Annotated in this window: 26 protein-coding genes; 17 read left to right on the top strand and 9 right to left on the bottom strand. The window is 43.9% G+C overall.

What is annotated here, in order from left to right; all coding sequences use genetic code 11:
* Positions 1 to 99: 99 nt before the first annotated feature.
* Entirely contained in the window at positions 100 to 1,533 is a 1,434-nt protein-coding gene (locus FGU46_RS09180) for a DUF11 domain-containing protein (RefSeq protein WP_286474391.1), read from the bottom strand.
* 1,096 nt (positions 1,534 to 2,629) lie between these two features.
* Between FGU46_RS09180 and FGU46_RS09175 the strand changes: the two genes are divergently transcribed.
* Positions 2,630 to 3,016, top strand: coding sequence for a hypothetical protein (locus FGU46_RS09175; protein ID WP_286474389.1), 387 nt, complete (start codon positions 2,630 to 2,632; stop codon positions 3,014 to 3,016).
* Between the two features lie 157 nt (positions 3,017 to 3,173).
* Here FGU46_RS09175 and FGU46_RS09170 read toward each other — a convergent pair whose 3' ends face one another.
* On the bottom strand, positions 3,174 to 3,704 hold the full coding sequence (locus FGU46_RS09170) for a hypothetical protein (RefSeq protein ID WP_286474388.1): 531 nt from the start codon (positions 3,702 to 3,704) through the stop codon (positions 3,174 to 3,176).
* Between the two features lie 517 nt (positions 3,705 to 4,221).
* Here FGU46_RS09170 and FGU46_RS09165 point away from each other — a divergent pair.
* Both FGU46_RS09165 and FGU46_RS09160 read left to right on the top strand, forming a co-directional pair.
* Positions 4,222 to 4,845 (top strand): TetR/AcrR family transcriptional regulator, encoded by a 624-nt coding sequence (locus tag FGU46_RS09165; protein ID WP_286474385.1) that lies wholly within the window; start codon positions 4,222 to 4,224, stop codon positions 4,843 to 4,845.
* A gap of 24 nt (positions 4,846 to 4,869) precedes the next feature.
* Positions 4,870 to 5,685 (top strand): CPBP family intramembrane glutamic endopeptidase, encoded by an 816-nt coding sequence (locus tag FGU46_RS09160; RefSeq protein ID WP_286474383.1) that lies wholly within the window; start codon positions 4,870 to 4,872, stop codon positions 5,683 to 5,685.
* 337 nt (positions 5,686 to 6,022) lie between these two features.
* Here the strand turns inward: FGU46_RS09160 and FGU46_RS09155 are convergent, their stop codons facing one another.
* The 4 genes from FGU46_RS09155 to FGU46_RS09140 all read right to left on the bottom strand — a co-directional run bounded on the left by FGU46_RS09155 (position 6,023) and on the right by FGU46_RS09140 (position 8,337).
* A complete protein-coding gene (locus FGU46_RS09155; protein WP_286474382.1) occupies positions 6,023 to 6,235 on the bottom strand; it encodes a hypothetical protein in 213 nt (70 codons plus the stop codon).
* Positions 6,236 to 6,560: 325 nt separating this feature from the next.
* Entirely contained in the window at positions 6,561 to 6,788 is a 228-nt protein-coding gene (locus FGU46_RS09150; protein ID WP_286474380.1) for a hypothetical protein, read from the bottom strand.
* A gap of 47 nt (positions 6,789 to 6,835) precedes the next feature.
* Positions 6,836 to 7,462, bottom strand: a complete 627-nt coding sequence (locus tag FGU46_RS09145) for a class I SAM-dependent methyltransferase (RefSeq protein ID WP_286474378.1) — start codon at positions 7,460 to 7,462, stop codon at positions 6,836 to 6,838.
* A gap of 170 nt (positions 7,463 to 7,632) precedes the next feature.
* Entirely contained in the window at positions 7,633 to 8,337 is a 705-nt protein-coding gene (locus tag FGU46_RS09140) for a DUF169 domain-containing protein (protein WP_286474376.1), read from the bottom strand.
* Between the two features lie 276 nt (positions 8,338 to 8,613).
* On the opposite strand from FGU46_RS09140, the gene FGU46_RS09135 reads away from it, so the two are divergent.
* The 12 genes from FGU46_RS09135 (at position 8,614) to FGU46_RS09080 (ending at position 20,948) form a co-directional block, all read left to right on the top strand.
* Positions 8,614 to 8,964 carry a VOC family protein gene (locus FGU46_RS09135; RefSeq protein WP_286474374.1) on the top strand — a complete coding sequence of 117 codons (351 nt, stop codon included), beginning with the start codon at positions 8,614 to 8,616 and terminating at the stop codon, positions 8,962 to 8,964.
* A gap of 216 nt (positions 8,965 to 9,180) precedes the next feature.
* Positions 9,181 to 9,666 (top strand): serine protease family protein, encoded by a 486-nt coding sequence (locus FGU46_RS09130; protein ID WP_286474372.1) that lies wholly within the window; start codon positions 9,181 to 9,183, stop codon positions 9,664 to 9,666.
* Positions 9,667 to 9,681: 15 nt separating this feature from the next.
* Positions 9,682 to 10,389 carry a phosphoribosyltransferase gene (locus FGU46_RS09125; protein WP_286474370.1) on the top strand — a complete coding sequence of 236 codons (708 nt, stop codon included), beginning with the start codon at positions 9,682 to 9,684 and terminating at the stop codon, positions 10,387 to 10,389.
* 248 nt (positions 10,390 to 10,637) lie between these two features.
* On the top strand, positions 10,638 to 10,895 hold the full coding sequence (locus FGU46_RS09120; protein ID WP_286474368.1) for a hypothetical protein: 258 nt from the start codon (positions 10,638 to 10,640) through the stop codon (positions 10,893 to 10,895).
* 129 nt (positions 10,896 to 11,024) lie between these two features.
* Positions 11,025 to 12,956, top strand: coding sequence for a cation:proton antiporter (locus FGU46_RS09115; RefSeq protein WP_286474366.1), 1,932 nt, complete (start codon positions 11,025 to 11,027; stop codon positions 12,954 to 12,956).
* A gap of 165 nt (positions 12,957 to 13,121) precedes the next feature.
* Positions 13,122 to 14,252 carry a hypothetical protein gene (locus FGU46_RS09110; RefSeq protein ID WP_286474363.1) on the top strand — a complete coding sequence of 377 codons (1,131 nt, stop codon included), beginning with the start codon at positions 13,122 to 13,124 and terminating at the stop codon, positions 14,250 to 14,252.
* A gap of 12 nt (positions 14,253 to 14,264) precedes the next feature.
* Positions 14,265 to 15,068 (top strand): trehalose-phosphatase, encoded by an 804-nt coding sequence (otsB, locus tag FGU46_RS09105; RefSeq protein ID WP_286474361.1) that lies wholly within the window; start codon positions 14,265 to 14,267, stop codon positions 15,066 to 15,068.
* A gap of 101 nt (positions 15,069 to 15,169) precedes the next feature.
* Positions 15,170 to 16,321, top strand: a complete 1,152-nt coding sequence (locus FGU46_RS09100) for an NDP-sugar synthase (protein WP_286474358.1) — start codon at positions 15,170 to 15,172, stop codon at positions 16,319 to 16,321.
* A 192-nt stretch (positions 16,322 to 16,513) separates the two neighbouring features.
* Positions 16,514 to 17,830, top strand: a complete 1,317-nt coding sequence (locus FGU46_RS09095; protein ID WP_286474354.1) for a phosphomannomutase — start codon at positions 16,514 to 16,516, stop codon at positions 17,828 to 17,830.
* Between the two features lie 36 nt (positions 17,831 to 17,866).
* Positions 17,867 to 19,363: an alpha,alpha-trehalose-phosphate synthase (UDP-forming) gene (locus FGU46_RS09090; RefSeq protein ID WP_286478448.1), complete on the top strand. Its 1,497-nt coding sequence runs from the start codon at positions 17,867 to 17,869 to the stop codon at positions 19,361 to 19,363.
* A 91-nt stretch (positions 19,364 to 19,454) separates the two neighbouring features.
* Positions 19,455 to 19,754 (top strand): carboxymuconolactone decarboxylase family protein, encoded by a 300-nt coding sequence (locus FGU46_RS09085; RefSeq protein ID WP_286474351.1) that lies wholly within the window; start codon positions 19,455 to 19,457, stop codon positions 19,752 to 19,754.
* 174 nt (positions 19,755 to 19,928) lie between these two features.
* Positions 19,929 to 20,948: a UPF0104 family protein gene (locus FGU46_RS09080; RefSeq protein ID WP_286474349.1), complete on the top strand. Its 1,020-nt coding sequence runs from the start codon at positions 19,929 to 19,931 to the stop codon at positions 20,946 to 20,948.
* 5 nt (positions 20,949 to 20,953) lie between these two features.
* Here FGU46_RS09080 and FGU46_RS09075 read toward each other — a convergent pair whose 3' ends face one another.
* Entirely contained in the window at positions 20,954 to 21,715 is a 762-nt protein-coding gene (locus FGU46_RS09075; protein ID WP_286474348.1) for a DUF6282 family protein, read from the bottom strand.
* Positions 21,716 to 21,719: 4 nt separating this feature from the next.
* On the bottom strand, positions 21,720 to 22,265 hold the full coding sequence (locus FGU46_RS09070) for a FumA C-terminus/TtdB family hydratase beta subunit (RefSeq protein WP_286474345.1): 546 nt from the start codon (positions 22,263 to 22,265) through the stop codon (positions 21,720 to 21,722).
* Positions 22,266 to 22,388: 123 nt separating this feature from the next.
* Here FGU46_RS09070 and FGU46_RS09065 point away from each other — a divergent pair, with 123 nt between their 5' ends.
* The gene (locus tag FGU46_RS09065; RefSeq protein WP_286474341.1) at positions 22,389 to 24,209 is read left to right on the top strand and encodes a DUF2070 family protein; all 1,821 of its coding nucleotides are present in this window, start codon (positions 22,389 to 22,391) and stop codon (positions 24,207 to 24,209) included.
* A gap of 62 nt (positions 24,210 to 24,271) precedes the next feature.
* Here FGU46_RS09065 and FGU46_RS09060 read toward each other — a convergent pair whose 3' ends face one another.
* Positions 24,272 to 24,553 carry an EMC6-like membrane protein gene (locus tag FGU46_RS09060; RefSeq protein WP_286474338.1) on the bottom strand — a complete coding sequence of 94 codons (282 nt, stop codon included), beginning with the start codon at positions 24,551 to 24,553 and terminating at the stop codon, positions 24,272 to 24,274.
* A gap of 63 nt (positions 24,554 to 24,616) precedes the next feature.
* Here FGU46_RS09060 and rqcH point away from each other — a divergent pair, with 63 nt between their 5' ends.
* Complete coding sequence (rqcH, locus tag FGU46_RS09055) at positions 24,617 to 26,581, top strand: ribosome rescue protein RqcH (RefSeq protein ID WP_286474335.1); 1,965 nt, start codon at positions 24,617 to 24,619, stop codon at positions 26,579 to 26,581.
* Positions 26,582 to 26,596: the final 15 nt, after the last annotated feature.

Genomic DNA, 26,596 nt, shown 5'->3' with positions numbered 1-26,596 from the left:
TCTTAATAAGTTATTTCGGCAGGAACCTTGCCGAGCATCAAAAATTAGCATCTTTCTAGAGAAAAATTAAGAGAAAAAAAAGAAAAAAAAATGGAAAGATTATTTCCGGTTAGACACGAATAGTCCGCTGAGAACCATTAAAATGGCTAAAACCATCAATGGCAGGGGAATTCCTGTTTTTTGCATTCCTACTGTGCTCTTGGCTGTCACTGTTTTACTGGCTGCATTTATGGTTAGGGCGTCAACGTTATCGGCGGGATCAACTTCAAAGGTCGACGAACTTACTGAGGATACAAGTTCCATTGCTCCACTTTTTGTAACTTCGGCGAGTACGTAAAGGTAAGGATCTCCTACCGGTACATCCCCCATATTCCAGGTGATAAGCCTTGATACTTCATTGTAGGTTGCTGTTCCTTGATCCGCATTGGCACTTATGAATTTCAGTCCATCAGGTAAAACAAAAGTCAGGATTGTATCTTCGGCTGTGCTTGGCCCGGTGTTTCCCACTTTGAAAGTGATCTTAACAGTATCTCCCACATTAGGATTTGTTTTATCTACGGATGTTTCAGTGTATAAATTGGCTGCTGCTGGAACATTGATTAGGGAACTGGCCATGTTATTGGTGGTGTCGTAATCATAGGCATCGGAGGTTATGGTTGAATTGTTTGTCATTTCCCCTACAGCGTTTACTAGAGCTACTATTTTAAGGAGAACACTTTCTCCAGCCCCCAGGGTACCTATTGTCCACTTTCCAGTGTTACTGTCGTAGGCGCCATCGGCGGATACGAATTGTAGTCCTGCCGGTAATAAGTCGGTCACGGAAACATTTTCAGCATCTTGTGGCCCGTTATTTGTAGCGTTTAACACGTATTCAATGGTGCTTTTGTATAATGGGGCGGTGTTGTTCACAATTTTTGTGATGGCCAGATCAGCTGCTGGACCAATATGCAAATTGTCAATAAACAGGGCACTATTCACAACGGTGTCTCCAACATCGGATACTGAAAATTCCAGTATAATACTGCTACCGGTGTACGCTGAAACATCAAAAATTACTGTTTGCATGGGAGTTGCCCAACCGTAGCCAATACTGGATCCGGAAACAACTGGAGCAGTGGTATCCGCGTATAGAATGTTCTGGTAGGTACTTCCATCGAATATTTCTCCTGAGGCCCAATCATTAAAGTAGGAATTTTGACCCTCATTGGTAGCGTACATCCAGTTGAAACTCAGGGTCTGTGCACCCTCAGGGATGGTTAAATTAAGAGTTAACCTAGCTAAACTCTCCCATCCGCTACTTCCCGTATTAATGTTGGCATAGGAACTGCCGTTGGTGGGGAAGCCTTGAGCTGGAGTGTCGCTGACCACAAATTGATCATCACCCCCTAAAGTGGTATTTGAATTCACTAGATCCTGGGTTGTGGGTGTTACAATGGCATTGGTTACCTCGTCTCCAGTGGCTGCTGCGCATGGTGACAAGGCAAAGAACAATATGAGTGACATTATCATCAATTTTTGTATCTTTTTTCGCACTTTTTCACCTCCTTTATGATGGATAAGTTAGGATGAATTCGAGATGATTATTTGCTGAAATTATAATCACTTAGCTACAATTTCAACGGGATATATGTCTATCATCCTTTTACAAATTAATTTAATAACGTACTACCATATAAACATTTTGTTACAAAGTACGAAAATTGTTGAAGTCGAACAACTAGTTGATGTTGATAGTAATCATGATTGAAAAAGTTGACTCGGATAAAAAAAAAATTAGGTGCTGATTAATAGGGATAAAAGTATTACTGAGATTAAGTAATGGGGCATCTGTAATACGTTTGTGAGGATGATGATCGATGCCCCATTACCGTCACATTACATTACCCGTGAGTTATTTTTAGAAAACGTCATATTAAGACACGGGACTATAGTAATACACAGATAAATTGATAATAATCTTTATGATTAATCATTATATATATAGTTAGTTATTAACCACTCATTCTATCTGGATTTAAAAATGCGAAAAAAAGAGAAATTGTTTATTTCCAGGGGGCACTATTTAACCCCCCGCATTAACCAGACTACTGGACCCGGTATCCAGCAGTTATCCCAGTATTCTGCTGGGCAACAGTTTTAATTGCACATAATTAGAAGTAAGATTCTATTGATGAAATTAAAAGAAGGTAACCATGAAAATTATCAAAAACCATAAAAAAATACCTTTTATTAACCTTTTTTAATGAGGGTGCTTTGAAAAAGGTGACAGGCCCGAATTATCAATATTTGAGAGGGATAGAAACTGAAAAGTGAAAGATATATTAATTACTAAAACCATACTAAATATTGTCCTGGAAACAGATTATTGTTATCACAGGAAAATGGGGGGGAAAATATTGTTCTTATCAGTGATCCCAATCATGGATTTGGGGTTAATCAGCCAGTGCATACTGGAACGGGTATTTAAAATTAAAGGCTATTTTTCCACCTATTCAATCCCTAATCTATTTTATATAAGTATTTTCTCATCTTTCCAGGCCAATTTTATGCATTTAACTTCTCATAGTTCGAAAAATCTTCGCAATTATGCTCTAAAAGGAAAACTGACAACAATGGTGAGGTGAAAAAAATGGATAAAGAACTCTACGTCAAAGAAGCAATTCAGAATAGGATTGATTTTGTGGAACCCCTGAAGAAAACTGGATATAATATGGGAGAATTACACGCCTTAAAATGGGTTTTGAAACTTATAAATGACAAGATACTGGTATACGATGAGGAAACTTATTGGAAATTGATGAAATCCGAAAAGAACTGCCATATCTGTAATGCCATACTACTGCGCCTGGTAGAAAAATACAACGGAACCTACGAATCCTACGCTCCCAGTCCCGAGTACGGACAATGCTTAAAAGAACATTTACAAAAGTTAAAAGAAACCGATGGATGCCTGACAGATAACTGTGGTAAAAAGGGTGAAGAAAAAATAGTGATGATTTCCACCGAAAATAAGTGATCCTATAAATCGGGATCTAAAAAAAATCAGATTCAAGAGTAGAGAACTTATTATTTTGCTTAGTGAAATTATAGATTCGTACTTACGCCAGTAAATGAATTTTTTTATGGGGCAACCGAGATTTGGATCGTTTTTATATGATAGAGAATAGGTATTTTTATGTGAATTGCAGGCTACTGAGTATCAGGTCAAAGTTCTTTTTCTGACTTTCATATGTGCTGCCAGCGCTTATTAGTATTAATGCGTAGACGTTCTCATTTCTCTCAAAGGCAATGACTTTACCTTCTGAAGTTACTCCTTCACCAGTTCTAGTCAAGGAAGTTTCATTGGCGACTATACCTGAAACATTGGTGGTGGTGACCTTGGTAATTTTAGCTCCTTTCTGTGTCAGTTTTTGCAGTGCTTCGTTAACCGTAGAATTGAGATTGGCATCCAGATTTTTAGGGATCTTAACGTACATAAAAAGCGCGCCATTGGTAATATTTAAAGATTCTAACTCTTCTCGTGTACTAGACTCGTTTATATACTTACTTGCAGTTGGATCAGTAACTATTACCACTTCTGCACCAGCAACTTCAATACTCCTGGCAACATCCCATGTATCTGGATAATTAAAGAATACTGAACTTGAATTATAATAATTAAGTACTTGTTTGTTCTCTTTCTGATCTGTGCAACCAGATGCCAAAACCACCATAATTAAAAGTACAACCAAAGCAAAGGATATTTTCTTCATGCCCAATTACACCCCATATGAAACCCTGTTGAAGAATGCTTAGCTTGAAGCCAAATATAATACTAGCCATCAGCAACCAAACCGCAACGAACTAAAGCCATAAATTAATAAATATCGCAATTATCTTATGATAATTTCCTATTTTAATTTGTTAAAGGATTGTATTTTCGCTATAGAGCGAACATATGACATTTAATAGCGATTTTATAGATAAATTGTTATCCAGTAGATGTATAGCGTGTAAAAACCAACTATATAGTTATATCAAGTTCTATATCCCATTTTTTTAAGAATGATCTACTACTGTTTTCTGATATTTGCTAGTTCCTGTAGGGTATTAATTCCTGTAGGGAAAAACTTTAAATAGTTCTTCGGACATCTTACCATATAATGTCATCATATGACATTAAATAAAATTATGTTATTTAATGACAATTAAAAAGGAAATGTCATTTAAGAAGTGGTGGGGATGACCGTATCAGATAGAAAGGAAAGAGAAAAAGAAATGCGGCGAAAGGATATCATCGACACTGCCGAGAAATTATTCTTTGAAAAAGGGTATGAAAACATTACCATGGCCGATATAGCGAAAGGAACTGAACTAGCAAGAAGTACACTATATCTCTATTTCAAAAATAAAAAAGAGATATACTTGGCTATATCCATTAGAGCTACCGAGATTCTAAACAATATGTTCAGAAAATATTATCAGAAAGGCAAAACAGGAAGGGAGAAGGTTGAAATGCTTATGACAGCATTTTATAGATTCTATAAAGAATATCCTGATTATTATGATGTGAACTGGTTCTCATACAAGGTTCTAATCGATCATGATCTACCGAGAATGGAAGAAATAAAGAAAATGAGGATGGAAGGCTTTTCATTATTTGGAAAAGCACTACAAGAGGGGATAGAAGATAAATCCATTAGATCTGATATTGATCCAGTTAAAGCAAACCTTGTTTTAGCTTTGTCTATACAAAATGCATTCAATCTTCCCCCCACAATCAAAATGCATATGAAAAATAGTAATCTGACCCATAAGGAACTAATTGATTACACCATGGACCTGATGTTGCATTCATTAAAATAATGATTTTTAAAAAAGGAGATTAAAATGCAAATTAAACGCAGAAAAACTGGGAGAAAAAATAACATTTTAAAAACTTTCAACTGGAAATTGTACATCATTCTACTTATTGCATCTATCTTTGGAACCATAGCGGTACTGCCCTATACCCTTACCCTTCAAGGAGGTTTACTTCAAAATTTACCTATTCCTTTGCCAGTCCTCCTGGCTGCTCAGCTTATCCAGAGTATAGTCATGTTCATTGTGGTTATATTTATTGGCCTGTATCTTGCCAGAAAAGTGGGGCTTGGACTTCCAATCCTGGAAGGATGGCTTGAAGGCCGGGAGGTTAAAAGCTATTTAAAATCCATACTGGGAGTATCAATTGGGCTTGGAATACTGGCCGGTGTCCTTATAATCGGACTGGATTATGTGTTTTCCCTTGCCAGCCCCACAAGTAGTGTAGTTCTGGCTCAAGTAACTCCGCCAGCGTGGCAGGGCTTCCTTTCATCATTTTATGGTGGAATAAATGAAGAGATCCTGTTAAGGTTATTCTTAATGACTCTCATTGCATGGATAATCTTTAAATTCAAAAAAACAGAAGAAGGAAAGCCCACCAACACTGGCATGTGGTTAGCCATCATTTTTGCAGCTGTTATTTTTGGCATCGGCCATTTACCAACGGCCATGGCCATAACTACACCCACACCGCTACTAATTATCAAAGTGATAATTTTAAATGCAGTTGGTGGAATTATTTTCGGATGGCTTTACTGGAGAAAAGGTTTAGAATCTGCCATGATATCACATTTCTCTGCGGATATAGTATTGCATGTGATTTTACCATTAATAGCAGTGATTTGAAGCCTAAAAAAAAACATTCATCTTTTCTTTTTTTAATTTTCATCCACCTTAACCATGTATAGTGTGAGCATCCTAGAAACTAATTCTCTGAAGAAACTATCAATCTGAAGTCACACAACGTAGGATACTATTTTCATGTGAGACAGAAAAGTCTTATATTTAATTTTAATGGAGCTATAGGTCCAGTTCAATTGATGTAGAATTTAGGACTAATATGCGGAGGTTTGGGGGAAACTAAGCTCTGAAAACTAATATATTAACCCCATATAAAGTCTATTTTTTAGTTTCCCCACATCTCCAACTAAATAGGTAGGTAGATATGTCCAATAGAACATGCTTACTTGGCGATATGAGTATATAAACATATCGATATTCCTGATAAAACGAAACCTATCTCTGTAAAGATTCGTGAATCATTACCACTTTTACTTTTCTTGTTGAATTCCGGGTTTATACCATCATCACTCAACTTAGACCATTCCCATTGATGATGGTCACCTTTTTCGCTGGCCTTACAAAACATTTTCTTAGCTTCCTGAATGATTTCCATTTGATCCCTCCAACAATCCGGCCATCCAAATTATCCTTACTGGGCAGAGGATGATGTTAATGGTAGCCATGATTTGGGTTTGTAGTGATGTGGGTGGGGAGTACTAGGAAATCTTTAGAATTAAATTTGATCTTGCATTATTGGAGTCAAAATTTTCTTCATTTAAACTATCCTGACCTGTATCAGGGGGAGGGCAATATTTAGAATCAATCCGGGATGAATAGATAAAAGCTAAACAATTCTATGATAGATTAAAACTGAACAATTCTATGATAGATTAAAACTGAACAATTCTATGATAGATTAAAACTGAACAATTCTAAGGTTATTTTTTTTCACATTTAAAACATAATTTTGTCTTACGGTTAGTTTTAAAAACCTTTCCACATTTTTCACAGGTTACTTCTTTTATTAATGGTTTTCTTATTCTAAAAAGCTTGGCCCATCTAACGGAGCAATTATAAACATTAGATTGGATGGTTGCTTTTGCATTCCGGTCCAGAGCCTCTTCGGCATATTCCTTTTCGATCTGTTCACCATAATCTCTGGCCATAAGAACCTCCCCTATCCTATTCATTGATGCCATCCAAATATCTTAATTTACTGTTTTATACCTCTGACTACTATGAAAGAACCTTCACCATAGCCGCTCTTAACAGGCTCAGGGTGTTCTGATCGGTTTTGGTGGAAGAGGGTTTGTCTGAAATCTAAATCTCCGAAATGAACTTTTTTAAGTTGAGAAGTAACTTGTTTTACTGAAAAAAATGTTGCTTGGGCGTAAAACTTGCTTTCTGCTTTACGTTGTTCATAATATTTTCCCATTGGACTTTCAGCATCGATAAATCCTATTAAAATGTGGCCATTAGGCTTTAAAACCCTATAGGCTTCTTGGAGTGCCTTTTGAACATCATCTATAAAACAAATGGTAGTTACCATTAAAATAAAATCAAAACATGAATCCGGGAAGGGTAAGGATTCTGCAACTCCTTCGATAAATTTAATACCTCTCTTTTGAGCTATTTTTCCCATTTCCCGGGAGGGATCTATTCCCACTTTAATCTTTAGGGGTGCGGCGAAACGACCACTCCCTACACCAACTTCTAAGCCGTTTTCACTCTCTGGCAGTAGTTCTTTTATTGCTTGGAGTTCTGATTCATAGATAAACCTATTTTTATCAAACCATTCATCGTATCTTTGGGCGTATCTGTCAAAGGGCTTAAATGGCATTTTTTTCCACCTTCACTATGAGATGAACTGGAAGTATGAAAGGCACTCCCATCCTGGCCAGTCCAGACGACTGAGTTATATTGCTTCGTTAAACGATCCTATTCTTTACCATGGGGTGGGAATATTAGTAATTCCATCAGATTACTAATAAAGGTCCGGTAATGATAATTTTAATCTGCTTGGAATTCTTCGGGTATGTAGACTTCAGCATCTCCGGCAGAACAATATGGTATAGCTTCTAATAAATTACGTATCCGTTCGTAGGGTATTGATAAAAAGATAACATCTGGTTTAAAGGCTTGATGACTTCTTGCCGTCCAGTCCCCCACCGTCATATTCGTATTTCCACTCATTATGGTGTACACTATTGCCGTATAACATAATGCGCCTATTATTTGCTGTTTTGGAGATATTCCATCCCAATAGGTGTCTAATGCTATTAGTCGACAAGCCTGTTCACCATTACATAAAAATAAAATCATATCCGGACGTATTTCCGCTTTATCCAGGGGACATATCACAACTCTATCCGCCAAATCAGTTGCGGGGGGTATTGCTAATTTTTGCATCCTCTCAAAGGTAACAATGGAACTGGTAAGTTTCTCACCCTTAGTAAGAAATTTCTGCAATCTTCTTTTCTTTTCACCAGCATGAATCTCACTAAAACCACAGAATTGACTACCACCCGGGCAGATAGAAACATCTTTATCAATTATAAAGCTCTCTCCCTCACTGGCGAGTTTCAATGCTTTACATATGGATGTTTTTTCATATCTACCACTTGAAATTTCATCATTTGTAAATGAAATAGCCATAGGCTCATATTTTAATCCAAAGGTCTTTTTAAAAACATCGGCCTGTTCTTTATAGTTCATTAAACCAACCTCCCCTAGAAAATAAAATTATTAATGGTTCTGTTTATTGTATGTGCCCTTTAACCATAAATTTTTATAAATAATTAAAAAAAATTAAACAACCCGAATATACTTCGTTAAACGTTAATATTACGAAGTTAAACTGATCTAATACTAAACAACCTGGAAGTAATACTAGGCTTTGCGTAGTTCTCAAAAATTAATAATCCCTAGTTTATAAAAAATGTTCAAGAGACCTGAAATTAATTATAAACATTATTCATGAGGTGATAAAATATGAAGGTTAAATACGCCACCATCATAGTTGAGGATATGGAGGAGTCCATTAAATTCTACACAGAAGTTATGGGATTGGAAATTGATAGTCAATACGATCTAGGCCCCGCAGGAACCATCACCCTACTCAAGGGTGAAGGAGAAACCATGGTAGAAATCATTAAAAATCCCGTAGACGAACCTGGACTATTTTCAATAGGAATGGATGTGGATGACATAAACACCACCGTGGAAGAACTCAAATCTAAAGGTGCCAAAATAACCATGGACCCGATACCCATAACCGTGGGGACCCTGGCCTTCTTAGAAGACCCAAACGGAGTCAGGATAGCGCTAATTCAACATCACTAATCCTTTTTTTTATTCATAACGGTTTTTTGCCCTGTGACCTGAGGAATTCCCTTAGATGGCATCCTATTCACCTATCTTATTCTATTAAGGGGGGGCTAGGTTCCCTATTCCGCCTTGTTACACTGCGCTTGACTAGTTTGTTTATGCTACCAGATACATATTAAATATAATAATAGACTCATGGGGACCCCCGTTTTTTTGGAGGGGGGTGATGGTATGATCAAAGCCGGCCAGGACATATTCTGTCATGAAAAACCAGGAGTAATTGGTGCCGTAATCAGGTATCAGAATAAAAATTGTGTTCTCACCGTTCAGCATCTTTTAAAGGTGGGTGGTTGTACTATCGGAGATAAGGTCCTATTGAATGGTCGGCCCGGTATGGTGCTGGAGATCTGGATGGACTACGACCTGGCAGTGATTGAAGTTAGGGCCCACTCCTCCCAGATGGAGTTCTCTTTACTGGGAGAACCAGAGATCGGGCCGGCTTACACCCTGCACGGGGAAGAGAAAAACCACTGCCAGATCATGACCCTGGGCAAGACCTATCATTACCTGGCCTTTGCCCATACTGCCCTTCCCCTCCCTGGAGACAGTGGATCACCGGTGATCCAGGAAGGGAAAGTAGTGGGCATATTACTTTCGGTTTTCTATAACAACGCAGCTGGCCTGGCTGCATCACTACAAGATCTACCACTAAATTAGTAATGGGGGATATAAATGAAGATAGATACATCCATCCCTGGCCTGGTGGAACTGCCCGATCTGAAGGATCGTATAAGGGTGTTCCAGGACCGGGAGGAAGCAGGAAGAGTATTGTCTGGAATGTTAACCGAATTCAGGGACTCTGATTCTGTAGTACTAGCCATACCCTCCGGTGGTGTTCCAGTAGGGCTGGTGCTGGCCCATGAACTTCACCTAAAGTTGGATGTGGCGGTGACCAGCAAGGTAACCCTTCCCTGGAACCCTGAAGCGGGGTACGGGGCGGTGGCCTTCGATGGGACTGTGGCTCTTAACCAGGACCTGATTACCAGGTTGGGATTGGATGAAGCCACCATCAACCAGGGCCTGGCCCAGACTCAGGAAAAGGTGAAAAGGCGTATACTGAAATTCAGAGAACAGTATGGGGAGCTGGATATCCAGGATAAAACCGTGATCCTCACCGATGATGGGGTGGCCTCAGGTTACACCTTACTGGCCGCCCTCCGGGCCCTTAAAAATCAGGAAGTTAAACAGAGGATTGTGGCCACGCCCACCGCCCATTTGGAAGCTTTGGAGATGCTTAAAGAAGATTTTGATGCTATATACTGCCCCAATGTCCGTGGGGGGTGGAGTTTTGCCGTGGCGGAGGCCTACCACCACTGGTACGATGTGGGGGAGGATGAGGCAGTGCAGCTCTTGAAAAGTTACTGGAGAGGCCATCTTTAAAAAAAATTATCTGCCGATGGATGATTAACCATCCCATTATCACCAAAAATCAGTCCCCAGGAATTGTTCCCCAGAGCCCCCACAACTAAGATCAGCAAAGGTGACGTATTTTCACTGCGGAGTATACATGTCCCGGCTAATTTAGGGGCAATTCTAGAAAAATCGATCCTCCCTAGAATAATATGCCAATTCATCCCTGGAAAAATAATAAATTTAAAAAGGAATAGAATACTACTGAGGTGAAAAATATGCCCGTCACTTCGGATCCACTGGTCGCCGTTAACTTCATATTTTGTATGATAATTTTAATAATGGGCTACTGGGGTTTTCGAAAATTTGAAGAACCCCTGCTATTTTACATTGGTATGGCCTTCGGACTTTTCGGGGTTTCTCACCTGGCCCTGATCAGCGGTTATCCCAGCAATGAATGGATCCTTATACTGATCCGTACCCTGGCATACTTACTGGTTATCTTTGCCCTGTACCGCACCATTAGGCGACAGTGAAAATGTTTTATTCTAAAATTTTTCCATAAATTTCGGCCGGGACCTCAGCTTAACATTCTTTAACTTAAGTTGTAACCAATGCAGTTTAATCCAGTGCTGACCAACTAAATTTTAAGGAAGTTTGGAAAAATGGAAATACCCCTGTTAAAAGATGTGGTGATCATACTGGGCCTGGCGGTGGTGGTGCTTCTACTTTTCAGCCGGATTAAGGTACCAGCTATCCTGGCCTTCTTCGTGAGCGGAATAATAGCCGGACCCCAGGGACTGGGACTTATCAGTTCCCTGACCGAAGTGCAACTTCTAGCCGAGTTAGGGGTTATATTTCTCCTTTTCACCATTGGACTGGAGTTTTCCCTGGAAAAATTCTCCCAGATTAAAAGATACGCTCTAATAGGGGGTTCTCTGCAGTTAGGGTTGACTCTGGTTCTGGTATTTCTCATGGGCTTAGCTGCCGGCCTATCTGTGTCTGAATCTATTTTCATTGGAATTCTGGTTTCTTTCAGTAGCACCGCCATAGTCTTAAGGCTGCTGCAGGATAAAAATCAGCTGGACAGTGTGCAGGGACGAACTGCCCTGGGCATTCTCATCTTTCAGGACCTGGCCGTGGTTATAGTTATTTTCTTAACTCCCCTCCTGGCTGGTTCTAGCTCCGATAGTCTGCAGGACTGGCCCCTGTTTTTGGGTCTGGGCCTGGGGCTTATTGCCCTCACCATCATCAGCACCCGGTGGTTGGTGCCGGAACTGTTACACTACATCGCCCGCTACAAACGTCGGGACCTATTTCTGTTGACCATCATCGTGATCTGCTTCGGGATCACCTGGGCCACCTCCCAGCTGGGCTTATCCCCCGCATTAGGCGCCTTCCTGGCGGGTCTTATCATATCCAACACCGAATACAGTCACCAGGCCCTGGGCAATGTACTGCCCTTCCAGGATATATTCATGAGTTTCTTCTTCATCTCCATCGGCATGCTGCTCAACGTGACCTTCCTCCTGGACAACTTATTTTTAATAATCCTGTTAACCTTGGGGGTGATACTGTTGAAGACTTTAATTACCGGATTTGCCACCGCTCTTTTAGGACTCTCCTTCCGGGTCATGGTGCTGGTGGGTTTGATGTTAAGCCAGGTAGGGGAGTTCTCATTTATTCTGGCTGCAACCGGACAGCAGTACGGCATAATCAGCAATCCCTTCTTCCAATTATTCCTGGCAGTGTCCATCATCACCATGTCCCTGACTCCTTTTCTCAAAGAAAACGCCCCAAAAGCCGCTGATCGTCTGGAACGCTTACCATTACCGCCCCGTATACTGAGTGGTTTTTATCCCCTGCCTATCCCGGAGGAAAACCCACCAGAAGACCATTTAGTCATAGTGGGGTTCGGAATAAACGGTAAAAACATGGCCCGGGCGGCTTCCCAGGCCCAGATACCCTACCTGGTGGTGGAACTTAATCCACAGATTGTGAGGAAAGAAAAATCCAGGGGACAACCTATCTACTATGGAGATGCATCCCAGGAGACTGTTCTAAACCAGGTGAACCTCCAGGAAGCCCGGATCATGGTGGTGGCCATCTCTGATCCAGCAGAAAGTCGTAAAATAGTGGACACCGCCAAGAAGTTAAACCCCAACCTGTATCTCATCGTCCGGACCCGGTACATCAACGAAATGGAGGAATTATACTCCTTAGGAGCAGATGAGGTCATACCCGAGGAATTTGAGACCTCCGTGGAAATTTTCAGCCGGGTCCTGGATCAGTACCATCTTTCCCCGGAGGATATCAACCAGTTCATCAATGAGATCCGTTCCGACCGGTACGAGATGTTCAGAACCCTTTCGGGTGAAGAACCCATAACCTGCAGCCTTAACAATGGTTTAACTGAACTCCAGGTTTCTTCCCTTAACCTGGAAGAAGATAAGAAACTGGGTGATCTGGACCTGGAACAACGGGGTCTAACTCCCATCGCCGTGGCCAGGAAAAATAAGACCATGAAGGACTTAGATAAAGACTTCCAGCTTAAAAAAGGGGACGTGGTGATCTACACCAAGAAGATAGATGAATAGTATCCTCCAGAAAGGGGATGAATAAGGTTCTTTTAAATCTTCACCCACCACCTCTAACGTCGCTTTCTCATCTAAACTGCTTATAGCTTTTCTAATTTTATTAAGAAAAAATCAAATAAGGCCCCATATAAAAATATAACAAACAATCAGTAGGGGGAGATTTTGTTGGCAAGTATCTTGCAGCTGGAAGAAAAGATCCAACAATTAAAAAATGAAGATCCAGATGCATTTAAGATTTTCAGTGCAATTTTTCAAGCCCATTCCAGTGAAGGTCATATGAAATTTCCAGAGAGCTTCCAGGAAAAGGCCTGGCAATATTTTGGAATAAAAGAACAGGGCCACATAATTGAATCCAAAGATCAAGTGTTAAATCGCCTTGAAAGGCAGCGGATAATCAATATCCACAACCACTGGACTGGGGAGGGAGCTTTGTTTAATTCCTTGAGGGCAGAAAGGCCAGGTATGGGTGCGGCTGAACGGGAAAAAGAACAGAGCACTATCCATAAGTTAATTAGAGACAGCTCCCGGGATTGTGACTTCTGCCAACCCGAAAAATACACCCCCGAGGATGTTTTTGGCCGCTTGAAGGGTAAACACTGCATAACCGGGGCTAACATTGCTAAATACGATACCTGGAGCAGTATCATCTTTTTTGATAGACACCACCCCCTGGAGTTCGCCCCAGAAGAAGTGGCTGACTATCTGGAAACCGGGTGGGCCTGGTTTTTGAAGGTCCAAAAGCAGGACCCGGACTATACCTACCCCACCTTTTTATGGAACTGCCTGCCCCGGGCAGGAGCATCACAGATACATGGCCATGCCCAGATACTAATGAGTAGAAGGCCTTATGGGAAGTTTAGAGCTCTTAAAAAAGCAGCAGCACGATACCGGCACCAGAATAATGGGGACTATTTCCAGGATCTGTATGAAGCTCACCAGGCGGTGGGACTGGCCACTGGCGATGGGGAGTTGGGACTGGTGGCTAGTTTAACTCCGGTCAAAGAAAAAGAACTCATCATCCTGAGCAGAAAGTCTCCTTATAAATCTGAAAAAGTGAAAAAAACTATATACTCTGCTTTAAGAATCTTCTTAGATGTTCTGGGAGTTACCAGTTTTAATCTATCGATTATGGGTCCCCCCATGAATCAAGAAGATGATACTCCTTATCTGGTGAGGCTGGTTGATCGGGGGAGTATGTTGAAAAGCACTGCAGATATGGGGGCCATGGAGCTTTATGGCAGCAGCGTTATAGCAGACGACCCTTACCGAGTTATTGAACCTTTTAAAGAAGTTTGAGGTAAAACATCAATGGCTAACTATCTTTTCCAACACCTGGATGAACTTGAAAAGTTTAAAAATGACCTCCAGACAGTACTGATCACCGATATTGATGGTACCCTGAGTAAAATAGCCCCCACCCCGGATAAGGCGGTGGTTGACCCGGATATGAGGGATGAGCTGGTAAAAATAAGGGAGAAATATAAGCTGGTGGCGGTCCTCAGTGGCAGGTCCGCGGCAAATGCCCGGGAACTGGTGGGGGTGGAGGGGATTCTGTACATCGGAAATCATGGCCTGGAATTTTTGAAAAATGGGGATAGTTACCTGGATCCGGAAGTGGAACAGTACCTTTCCCAGGTTAAAGAAGCGGCCCATACCATTAAGCAACATCCCTCCTGCCCAGTTGAGGGTGTTTTGTGGGAGGACAAGGGTGTTTGCTATTCCATTCATTACCGTCTCTGCCCCCGCCCAGAAGAAGCTCATGAAAAGATTTTGAAAATTCTAGAAGACTTAGATTGTGCTAAGAGTCTGAAAGTGACTGAGGGCAGGAAAATTATTGAAATCCGGCCCCCAGTGGGCTTTGATAAGGGCCAGATAATGGAGAAACTAGTAGATGAGAATAATCTAGAGAAGATTATCTACCTGGGGGATGATATCACCGATGCCGATGCCTTCTCTAAGTTAAGGGAATTAAGTAATAAAGGAAAGATTGAGGGGCGGGGGGTTCTGGTAATTTCCGATGAAATCCCCCAGGGCCTGAAGGATGCTGTAGACTTTTATGTACACAGTGTGGATGACGTTCTAAAATTTTTTAAATGGATCAACAGCCCATAATATCATTTTAATCCATCCATTAGTCTTTTAAGATTTAAATTAAAGGTTAATAATTTTTTCTAGATAATTATTTAAGAATTTGGGGACAAATATTACTCCATATGATAAAAGCGGTTATAATGGCCGGGGGCAGTGGGACTAGACTTCAACCCCTCACTTTTGTAAGACCTAAACCAATGATTCCCCTCATTAATAAACCTATTTTGCAATATTCCCTTGATAAACTTAAAGAGGATGGTTTTAAGGAAGTTATAATTACCCTTGGCTACATGTGGGACCATGTGAAGCAATACTATAAAAGGAACCCTCCCGGTGTAGAATTAAAATATACCGTAGAAAAATGGCCCCTGGGAACAGCAGGGGGTGTGAAGAAGGCTAAAAAGTACGTGGATGATACCTTTGTGGTTTTAAGTGGTGATGTCATTATTGATGCAGATCTTAAGGACATTATCCGCTATCATCAGGAGAAGGGCGCCCTGGCCACTGTGGTCTTAACTGCTGTGGATGATCCCTCCCATTACGGGATTGCCAACCTGGATGGTGATGGTAGAATTGTGGACTATCTGGAGAAGCCTGACCCAAAAGATGTTTTTAGCAACCTGGCCAATGCCGGGACCTACGTTTTTGAGCCAGAAATATTTGATTACATGGAAAATCACAAGAGAATGATTGACTTTTCCAGGGACATTTTCCCCCAACTCATCAAGGAAGATCAAGCTATCTACGGTTACCCTTCTGATGGTTACTGGAATGATTTGGGGCGTCCGGAAACGTATATGCAGGCTACTAGGGATTTGTTGGCTTCCAGATATAAAATTCCTGGGCACAAAATAAAAGAAGAGATTGGAAGGTTAGGTAATATCTGGTTGGGCAAGAATGTGCAGATTGGGGACAGGGTCCGTATTGAAGGTCCAGTAGTCATTGGCGATGGGGTGGTGGTGAGTTCGGGTTCTAAGATTTCTTCGGGCACCGTTCTCGGCGAGAATGTAGTTATTGGCCAAAATGTAAATATCCATGGATCAGTGATATTTTCCAACACCGAAGTTAATGATAACGTTTTTATAGAAAATTCCATAATAGACCGGTTCTGTTTTATTGATAAGGATTCTGTTATTGAAAACGGTGCAGTTATTGGCAGTGCAGTAGAAATTGGAAAAAATTCCATTATAAAATCTTCCAGAAGAATAACCCGGGCCGTTAATATATTTCCAGGTTCAATTATTGATTCAGATTATCTTATAGCTGCAGAATGAGGTTAATTTACCTTTAAAGTCACATATTAACGTGTTTTTGGATTTACATTCCACCCGAGGACAATTTTAAATAACTAAAACTACAAAAAGAATATTTGATATAAAGTGCAATAAGCACCTATAAAGCGTATTAGGCTTCCGAAGGTTTCCCACTTTTAATGATGATTTTAATTTTCTTGGAGGTGTATTTTCATGTCATTGCATGTTAAAGAGATAAGAGGAGTTGTAAATTCAGAAATCGTGAATGAGTTTGCTTCTAATTTAGGAACCTTTATTGGTAATTTCTTAGGTGTAGGTACTAAAGTGGTGGTAGGTAGGGATATGGGAGCTCCCTCTCAGATGATAAAACGATCCATCACCTCAGGATTACTGGCAGCCGGGGTAAACGTCATTGACTTTGGAAAAGCCCCCATACCTGCCATAGTGTATGGCAGTCAGAATCTGTACGCGGCCCAGGCCACCATAACCATCACCGCGTCCCATTTAAGGCCAGAAGACATCACCATAAAAATATTCAGTGAATATGACATCCCCTTAGAACAGAGACACGTTGAAAGGGTCCGCTGGAACGAGATAGGAAATTTATCATATGTGCATGATTACAAAGCCATCTACACCCGAGATTTACTGGCAAATATAGATCAAGAAGTGATTAGATCCCACGTTCCCAAACTAGTGGTAGAGTGTGCCCATGGCATAATGACACCCTTCACCCCGGTCATACTGGAAGCATTGGGTTGTGAAACTATTATGACCGGATGTCAGAGTTCAGAAGAAGCCAGAAAATTCCCAGAGCCAAGCCCAGAAAGCCTTTCCATGATTTCTAAACTGGTGAAAGTCAGCGGATCTGACCTGGGGGTCGCAATAGATAATGATCGAGACAGGGTAGTATTCATTGATGAGCAGGGAAATATTTTAAGAGACCAAACCGCCCTGGCCATTTTCTCCAAAAACGCTTTAAAGGAAACCCCGGGAGGGAAAATAGTTACTTCCGTGGTGGCGTCCATGTCGCTAGATAAGATCGTTGCAGAAAATGGGGGGGTTCTAATAAAAACCCCGGTGGATCTGGTTTTAAATGGCGTTCTAGAGGAAGAAGCTGTTTTTGGAGGAGATGAACCCGGTCTGTATATTTTCCCTGGTTTCAATTCATCCTTCGACGCCATATATGCTTCCCTTAAAATGTTGGAAATCATCTGTAAAAGCGGTAAACCCCTCTCTAGACTGGTTGAGGAGGTGCCGGAGTACGAACGACATATTTTCTCAGTTGGCTGTGAACACGCCCAAAAAATCGGTTTAATAGATGGTTTATGTAAATTCTACAAGAATAAAGGCCAATTAAATATGGCCGACGGTTTTAGAGCAGATATGGAGGATTCTGTGGTCTTAGTAAGGCCTTCCCGATTCGAACCACTAGTAAGAGTTTATTTAGAGGCCAGGTCACCCGAAAAATTAATTGAACTGCAAGATGAAATTAATGATCTAATCCAAAAATATTCAGGCCTGGAGTAATGGTTTGGGACTCAAAAAAAAGAGGGGGTTTTAGTTATTAAAGAAGATGATCCTAGGGTTAAAGTTGGGAAATTCCTGGAGGATAAGCACCTAATAATAGCATCCAACCGTGGTCCGGTGGAATTTAAAAAAGATAATAAAGGCAATATCCAACTTAAAAGAGGTGCTGGGGGATTAGTTTCAACATTACAACCCCTAATGGAAGCTGTTAACGGTACCTGGGTGGCTAGTGCCATGTCTCTGGTTGATGCTGAGGTGGCAGACCAGTACCCGGAAAACCGAGTCCCTATAACCCCTGACGATCCCAAATTCACGGTTCCCTTCGTAGTGGTGGATCGAAAGAGATACGAGTATTTCTACAGTGTTATCAGCAATCCCCTCTTATGGTTTGTGCAGCATTATATGTGGAATCCACCCTACACTCCAGAAATAGACCAGCATATTCACCTTGCCTGGAAGGAAGGCTACTCTTATGTGAACAAACTTTTTTCAGAAAAAATATTAGAGGAAGTGGAAAGGACCAATAAAGAGCCGGTGATAATTCTCCAGGATTACCATCTGTACCTGTGCCCCGCATTAATCCGCCAAGAATTGGAGGATATCTTTCTAAGCCAGTTTATTCACATTCCCTGGCCCCAGCCAGACTATTTCAGCATGCTCCCCTCCTACATGGAGGAGGCTATAATCAGGGGATTACTATCCAACGACATTGTTGGGTTCCACATACCTCGCTATGCCTGTAACTTCCTCATGACCTGCGAAAAGTACGCGGACCTGGTTGATTATTACCAGCAGAAGGTGATATTTGAGGGTCGAGTGATACAGGTAAAGAGTTATCCCATCTCGGTGGATGATGAGGGGATAAAAAATTTTGCAGCCTCACAGGAAGTGAAGGAAAAGGAAAAATTGATAAAAGAGCTAAAAGGCGATAATATTCTTATTTACCGCACCGACCGAGCGGATCTGAGTAAAAATATCATAAGAGGATTCCGGGCTTATGATCTTTTTCTTGAAAAGCACCCGGAGTACCGGGGGAAAGTTAAATTTCTGACTACAGGAAAACCAACCCGGCAGCAGATAAAGGAGTACCGGGATTATCACACGGAGATCCAACGAACCATTGGGGAAATAAACTCCAAACACCTTAAAGACGGATGGAAACCCATTGAACACATATTCAAAGCGGATTATGCCCTGGTATTGGCTGCCTTTAAAAACTACGACTGCCTGATCGTCAACCCCATCTCAGACGGTATGAACATCGTGCCCAAAGAAGCCTCGGTGGTTAATGAACAAAATGGAGTGCTCATCCTATCTGACAAGGCAGGGTGCTATGATGAGTTAAAAGAATATTCACTGAATGTGAACCCCTTCGATGTATCCGAAACAGCACAAGCCTTCCACACCGCCCTCACCATGGATGAAAAAGAGAAAAAAGAACGCATGGATGGCCTGAAAGATAAAATCAGGGAGAGGAACATTTTCCACTGGATAACTGACCAATTTGAGGATATTGAGCGATTATTTGGGTAGATACCATCCCCATGGGCCTGCTTTTATTAAGTTAGATTAAGCAAAGGTTTATCACTCCTATTTCTATAAAGGAGGATACGGAGTAGTTACCATGGATAAACCAACCCCCGCCGAGACTTTTCTAGAAGCATTAGCCCCCGAAGTGCAGGAAGCCTTTAAGGAATTGGCCCAGGCCATCCATAAAGAGGGAGCCCTATCTATCCGGGATAAAACAGTTATAGCCCTGGCCTGTGCCGTGGCCATTCGCTGTCAGGACTGTGCGGAGAGACATGCCAAGCTGGCGTACCAGGCCGGTGCCAGCCAGGAAGAACTTTCCGAAGCCGCTGCCATAGCCAGCCTGGTGAGGATGGGTTCTGGTTTAAACACTGCTTCTACAATCCTGAAAGATTAACAGTAAGTTTATTACCCCCTTACCTGCTATATAATATCCATACTGTATTACAATATTACAATCGATAATTTTTAAGATCCTTTTTTCTATTACAAATTGATTTCACCGGATTGGTAAATTATGTTTAGCCTACTGTAAATGTTTTTTTGATATGAAGAAATCCAGGGATTGAAAATGAAATACAAAGCCTTAACTCTGATACTAGTGGGAATTGGAATCCTCGCAGCCCTGGTCCTCTTCATTGGACCGGCTAAAATAGAGGAGGCCATTAAAATGGCTGACCCCTGGTACCTGGTCCTGGCCTTTATACTGCAGCTTTTGACCTACGGCCTGTGGACCTGGCGGTGGTCCATTAACATCCAGGCGGTGGGACTGTCCGTTAAAAATCGGCACCTTTTCCCCATGCTCCTGGTGGGCCTGGCCGTTAACAACATCACCCCCAGTGCCCGGGGTGGGGGAGAACCGGTGCGGGGTTACATACTGAGCAAGTACACCGGTTCATCCTTTGAAAAATCATTTGCCACGGTCATCGCTGACCGGGCCCTGGATACCATCCCCTTCATTGTGCTGGCGGTGACGAGCATCGTGGCCGCAGCTTCCTATCTTAATCTGCCCCGCTATGGATTGTACTCCATCATCATGGCGGTGGTGGTGCTGGTGGCCGGGTTCCTGGTACTTTTGTACATGTCCTTCAACCTGGAATTCGGACGTCGGGTGTCAAGATGGATAACCCGGGTTATCAAAAGGTTTTCCAGGAAGGAACACAGTCAACTGGAAGAAAAGGCACAGAAAGCCATTCACGGTTTCCAGAACAGCATGCGTACCATGGGGAGGGATAAAAACGTCCTGATCTATGGATTGGGTCTTTCTTTTCTCATCTGGTTTCTGGAGATCCTCCGGGTTTACATCATATTTGCGGCCTTCCAGGTGGAGGTGCCTCTTCTGGTGATTGCCCTGGTCTTCATCATCTCCACCCTGATTGGATTCATACCCCTCCTCCCGGGAGGCCTAGGGGCTGTGGATGGGTTGATGATCATCCTATTCTCCGCAGCAGGCATCCCCGCCTCCATAAGCGCTGCGGCTACCATCGTAGAAAGGCTGATATCCTTCTGGATGACCACCATCATAGGCCTGGCCTTCCTACCCTACTTCGGGGCCAGTGTGGTGGAACGGGTATTCAGGAAAAATAAGTAAACATTTTAAAAAATAAGCTCAGCCGGATTATCCCGGCACATCCTTTGAATATCCTCCCAGGATATTCCCAGCTTCAACATTTCCCGCACATACATCTGGAAGCCCACCACCGGGGTGGGGTTATGGTATTGACCAAAATCAGTGGCCATGATACACCTATCCGGCCCCACTTCCTGGATGGCTTCGGCTATTTCTTCAGGATAGAGACCATCATGGAGGGGCATGCAGGCTACGTAGCAGTGCTCCAGGTAGGCCCTGCGGGACATCTCCTTCTGCTCCTCCAGAGAGGCCCCCACCACCCTGGTGAGGGGGTGGTTAACCACCAGACGATTCAACCGGAGGCTCTTAGCCAGATCCAGTACCTGGAATATCTCTCTGGGTGAAAGGTGCCCGGTTCCCAGGGCCAGGTCATAGTCCCGTACCATCAGGAGCACTTCTTCCAGTTTCTCTTCATCCAGTTTCACTTCCTGGTGGTGTATGGTGGGCAGCCACACCAATCGACCTCCATGCAGGGCCGATGCCTCCACGGCCTGGGCGTTCAGACCCCCCACATTAAGGTTAAGGGTGATTCCCCCTATTATTTTAAAATCAGCGATTTTTGAGGCCATCTGGGCCCGGCCAGCCGTGCTATCCAGGTGGGACTTGATGATGATAGCTTCCATGCCTGCCTCCCGGGCCTGGTGGCCAGCCTCCACATCAGAGACTATTCTGGGCCGGGGATCAGGGGAGGTGTGAAGGTGGGTGTCTATGAATCCAGTTAAATCCACTAATTCATCTCTCCCTTCGTTGACGTACCTCTTGGTAGAGGTCTCCACCGGTAGAATCCATGGTTACAATTAAGGGGCCGAAGTTTTCCACTTCCAGTTCCCACACTGCCTCGGGAACTCCCAGATCCAGCCAGAAGACCTGTTTAATCCTGCGCACACACTGCACGTAGAGGGCAGCACAACCCCCCACCGCCGCTAGGAATACTGCCCCGTTTCTTTTAAGGGCCAGAGATACAGCCTGGTCCATTCCCCCCTTACCAATAACCGCCCGAACACCCTCATCCAGGATTTGGGCTTCGTAGGGATTCATTCGGGTGCTGGTAGTGGGCCCCACCGCCACCATCCGGTACTGGCCATCTTCCTCCTGGATGATGGGACCGGCGTGGAAGATCACCGCCCCCTCCAGATCCATGGGAGCTCCCTCTTCCACCATCCTTTTATGGGCACTGTCCCGGGCGGTGTAGATGGTTCCGGAAATGTATACCGTGTCTTTCACACGTAACTTCTGGGTTTCCTCCAACGAGAGGGGTGTTTTGAGTTTAAGCTCCATATTTTATCTCCTGGTCTATCTTTTTATAGGGGAAAGGGTAATGGTTATATTGTTATCTTTACCATTCATGACCATTAATAGTTTAGAGATATTTTATGCTGTTTATTAGTTAAGAGGTATGTTATGGCTGCAGTTGATAATCTCATGGGATTAACCAAGTATCTAGTTGTTCTGCCGGAGAGCGAGATATCCATTTTGTGCATGATATTTTTAAGTTTCCTCACCGGGACACTGGCCTCCTACTTGAACCCCGGAGTTAACCTGTTCGATAGTGTGGTCTATGGGGGTTCGGCTGGTTTTCTCATCTTCGGTTTGATGTCCATCATGGCCGGGGCCCTGACCCAACCCTGGGTTAACACCCTGGAAGGCCGGCACATGAAGATGAAACAGTCCCTGTTCCTGGCACTGGTCACCATGCTGGTGGTTGCCCTGGTATACGTGATTGGGAGCCTGGTATCTACTTTCACCGTTAACAGTTACACCATTGACGCCCTGGTATATGGCTGTGCCCTGGCCTTCGCCCTCCGGACCCTGGTGATTTGGGGGACCAGCAACATCAGCTTTCTGCAGTCCCTGCCCATTGCCGCCACCCAGCCCCTGCTGATCCTGAGCATGGTCATGGTCCTGGTATCCTTAACCGGCCTGGAGACCAACTTCGGCCCCTTCAGTATACTGGCCCTGGTTTTTAAGGCCATTATAGCCTGTATAATTTTGGTACTGGCTATTTACTCCTTTGTACTGGTTATTGAATCACCCATAAAACGTAACCTGGGGGTGGGTGGTCTGGAACTTTTGAGTCTGTTCATCGCCCACATTACCGAGGGCTCCCATGCCCTGGAAAACATCTTTGAGGATATGGGGGAACCCATTGACACCCTGGTGGGAGTGGTTAGCTTCAGGGGAAAAGATGGGATAAAGGGCCTGTTAATATCCCCCTGCGTCCACCCGGGACCAGTGGGAAGTATTGGTGGGGGTAACATGCCCACTGTATTGGCCCAGAGTATGGAGTACTTCACCATGGTCTGCCACGGCCCATCCACCCATGATTTCAACCCGGTATCAGCCCAGGAGATAAAAAAAATAGAAAATACCGTGACCGAAGCCCTGGATAATATGGAATACTCCTCCCAGGCCAGCCAGTTCTTCCGGGTGCAATGTGAAGACGCCACGCTGGGGGCCCAGTACCTGGGAGGTAACTTGCTCCTTTTAGCCACCTTCGCACCCCATGGTTTTGATGATATCGAATTTGGAGTGGGATTATCACTGATTAAGACTGCTGAGGGCCAGGAAGGCGTGGAAAACGTGGTGCTGGTGGACTGTCATAACAGTTTCAAAGGAGAATCCGGCCGGGTTTTAGCAGGTAACAAGGAAGTATTCCAGCTTTTAGGGGCGGTGGAAAAACTTAAAACACCGGAAAAGAAAGTGGGAATACGCCTGGGAGTAGCTGAAAATCCCCTGCCGGATCTGGACCGCAAGGATGGTGTGGGCCAGAGTGGAGTTAAGAGCATGGTGGTGGAGGTGGGAGAGCAGAAAATGGCCTACATACTCCTGGACTCCAACAACATGATCCAGGGCTTCCGGGACGAAATAATCAGGGAAGTGAAGAAGTTGGGATTGGATGAAGTGGAGGTCATGACCACGGACACCCACTACGTTAACACCCTCTCTGGTGGCCATAATCCGTTGGGTGTTAAGAAGAAAGAGCAGATCACAGAAGGAATAATAGAATGCGTAGGAAGAGCTCTGGATGATCTGGAGCCAGTGCAAGTGGGTTGTAAGACCAGTCGCCTGTCAAACATAGTAACCTTCGGCCCCACCCAGGCCACGGAACTGGTAACCACCATCAGCTCCATTGTGGCGGTGAGCCGCATCTTCGCACCACTGGTATTAATTGTGGCACTGTTATTTGCATTTATATGGATATTCTATGGTGCTCTGAGCTGAGAAAAAAAGAAGAACAATTAGACTTCCCATTGAAAGTAAGAATAATAAAAAAAAAGGGATTTTTACAGTATGTTCACGAACATGGCCCAGAACATATACCACAACAGCAGGAAGGGGACGATACCACTCCACAGCCAGCCCTTGAAGCCTCCTACTGCTTCCTTTCCAAAGAGCCTTTCGGATAGCTGCCCGGCCAGGTAGAGGATCACCAGCCCCACCAGGGTAGCCAGGGCCTCGTTGGTACCCACACCCGGTATGGCTCCGCTTGATAATATGAATGACAGATAAGACGCCACCAGGGCGGCGATGATGTGTACGGTAATTACTTTAGCTTCTACTTCCATTTTTTACCTCCGATTTATAACTATTAGCTTGATCATATAATATAGATGAGGGTGTATTTGACCATGAAATCCATGTCCAATGTAGATGTTTACGCCATATGCCAGGAATTAAACGACATCCTGATGGATAGTCGCATGCAAAAAGCTTACCAGCCCAATAAGGATACTGTTCTCATAAGATTCCATGTAGCCGGCCAGGGCCGGGTGGATCTTATCCTGCAGGCCGGGGTGCGGGTGCACACCACCCACTATCCTCCCCCCAATCCCCAGGTCCCGCCCTCTTTTCCCATGCTACTGCGCAAGTACCTGAAAAATGCCACGGTGGTAGGGGTCCGGCAACACCACTTTGACCGTATCCTGGAGGTGGACCTCCAGAAAGAACAGCGATACCGGCTGGTTGTAGAACTTTTCTCTCCGGGTAATATAATACTTTTGGATGAGGAGGATCGGATCATGCTCCCCTTAAAAAGGAGACTGCTCCGGGAGAGAAAGCTGGCCTCCCATGAAGAGTACCAGTACCCGGCTGAAAAGGGTATTAATCCCCTGGATTTAAAGTACCAGGACTTGGAGGATCTTTTTAAAGAATCAGATTCCGATGTGATCCGCACCCTGGCCCGCAGTGGCCTGGGGGGACTGTACGCCGAGGAGGTTATGCTCCGGGCCGGTGTGGATAAGAAGAAGCCCAGTCCGGACCTGGAAGAAAGTGAAGTGCAGCAGATCTTTGCAGCTATCAACAGTATATTCCAGCCCCTGAAGGACCAGGACCTGCACCCCCAGATCATCCAGGGAGATAAGGAGGATGTGCTGCCCCTGGATCTGGAGTTCTATAAAGGGAAGGAGCAGAAAAGTTTTGAAACCTTTAACCAGGCCCTGGATGAATTTTACAGCAGCAAGTTCGGGGAGGATATCAAGAAGGAACAGGAAGATGTGTGGAAGGTGGAGGTGGGTAAGTTTGAAAAACGGCTGCGCATACAGGAGGAGACCCTGGAGGGCTTTCACCGCACCATAGCTGAATCCACCCGAAAGGGGGATTTAATGTACTCCCATTACCAGCAACTCCAGGCTCTCATCGACACCATACAATCCGCTTTACAGAACCATTCCTTCAAGGAGATCGCCACCACCTTCAAGAAGGCCAAAAAGGAGGGAGTTAAGGAGGTCCAGATCATTGAGTCCATGGATAAAATGGGAGTCGTCACCCTTAAAGTGGAGGGTGAATACCTGAATCTGGATCCCCGGCTAAATATTCCCGAGAATGCTGAAATATATTATAATCGGGGTAAAAAGGCCAAAAGGAAGATCCCGGGGGTGAAAATGGCCATCGAACGCACCCGTAAGGAACTGGAGAAAGTGAAGGCCAAAAGAGAACTGGCCCTGGAACGGGTGAAAATACCCCAGAAACGGGTTAAAAGGGAGTTCAAATGGTTCGAGAAGATGCGCTGGTTCTTATCCTCCGACGGTCACCTGGTGGTGGGGGGACGGGATGCCACCACCAATGACCTGGTGGTGAAGCGTCACCTGGAAGGTAATGATATCTATCTGCACAGCGACATCCACGGAGCACCCTCGGTGGTTATTAAAAGGGGGGATACTGAAATAACCGAAGAAACCATCCGGGAAGCGTCTAACCTGGCCGCGTCCTTTTCCAGTGCCTGGGGTAAGGGTTACAGCAGCCAGGATGTCTACTGGGTGCACCCGGACCAGGTTTCTAAAACCCCCCAGTCCGGGGAGTTTCTGGCCCGGGGTGCCTTCATAATCCGGGGCAGCCGCAACTACATCCGGGGGGTGCCCCTGGAAGTGGCGGTGGGGGTGGTGGATTATCAGGGGGAACGTTTGATGGCCGGGCCCCGGGAGGCCGTCTCCCAGTACACAGATAAATATGTGGTCTTGAAGCCTGGTTACCGTAAAAAGGAGGAGTTGAGCCGGGAGATCAGGAAGCACCTGAACCGGGATGATGTAGTATCCCTAGAGGATATTATCCGGGTGTTACCTTCGGGTAAATGTGATGTGGTGGAGAAGGTGGGTTGAGGGTTACTGGAGGAT

The sequence above is a fragment of the Methanobacterium sp. CWC-01 genome (assembly GCF_030323845.1).
GTDB classification, from domain to species: Archaea; Methanobacteriota; Methanobacteria; order Methanobacteriales; family Methanobacteriaceae; genus Methanobacterium; species Methanobacterium aridiramus.
The sequence above is the reverse complement of the archived record's forward strand: the minus strand, read 5'-3'. Positions and strand labels throughout refer to the sequence as shown.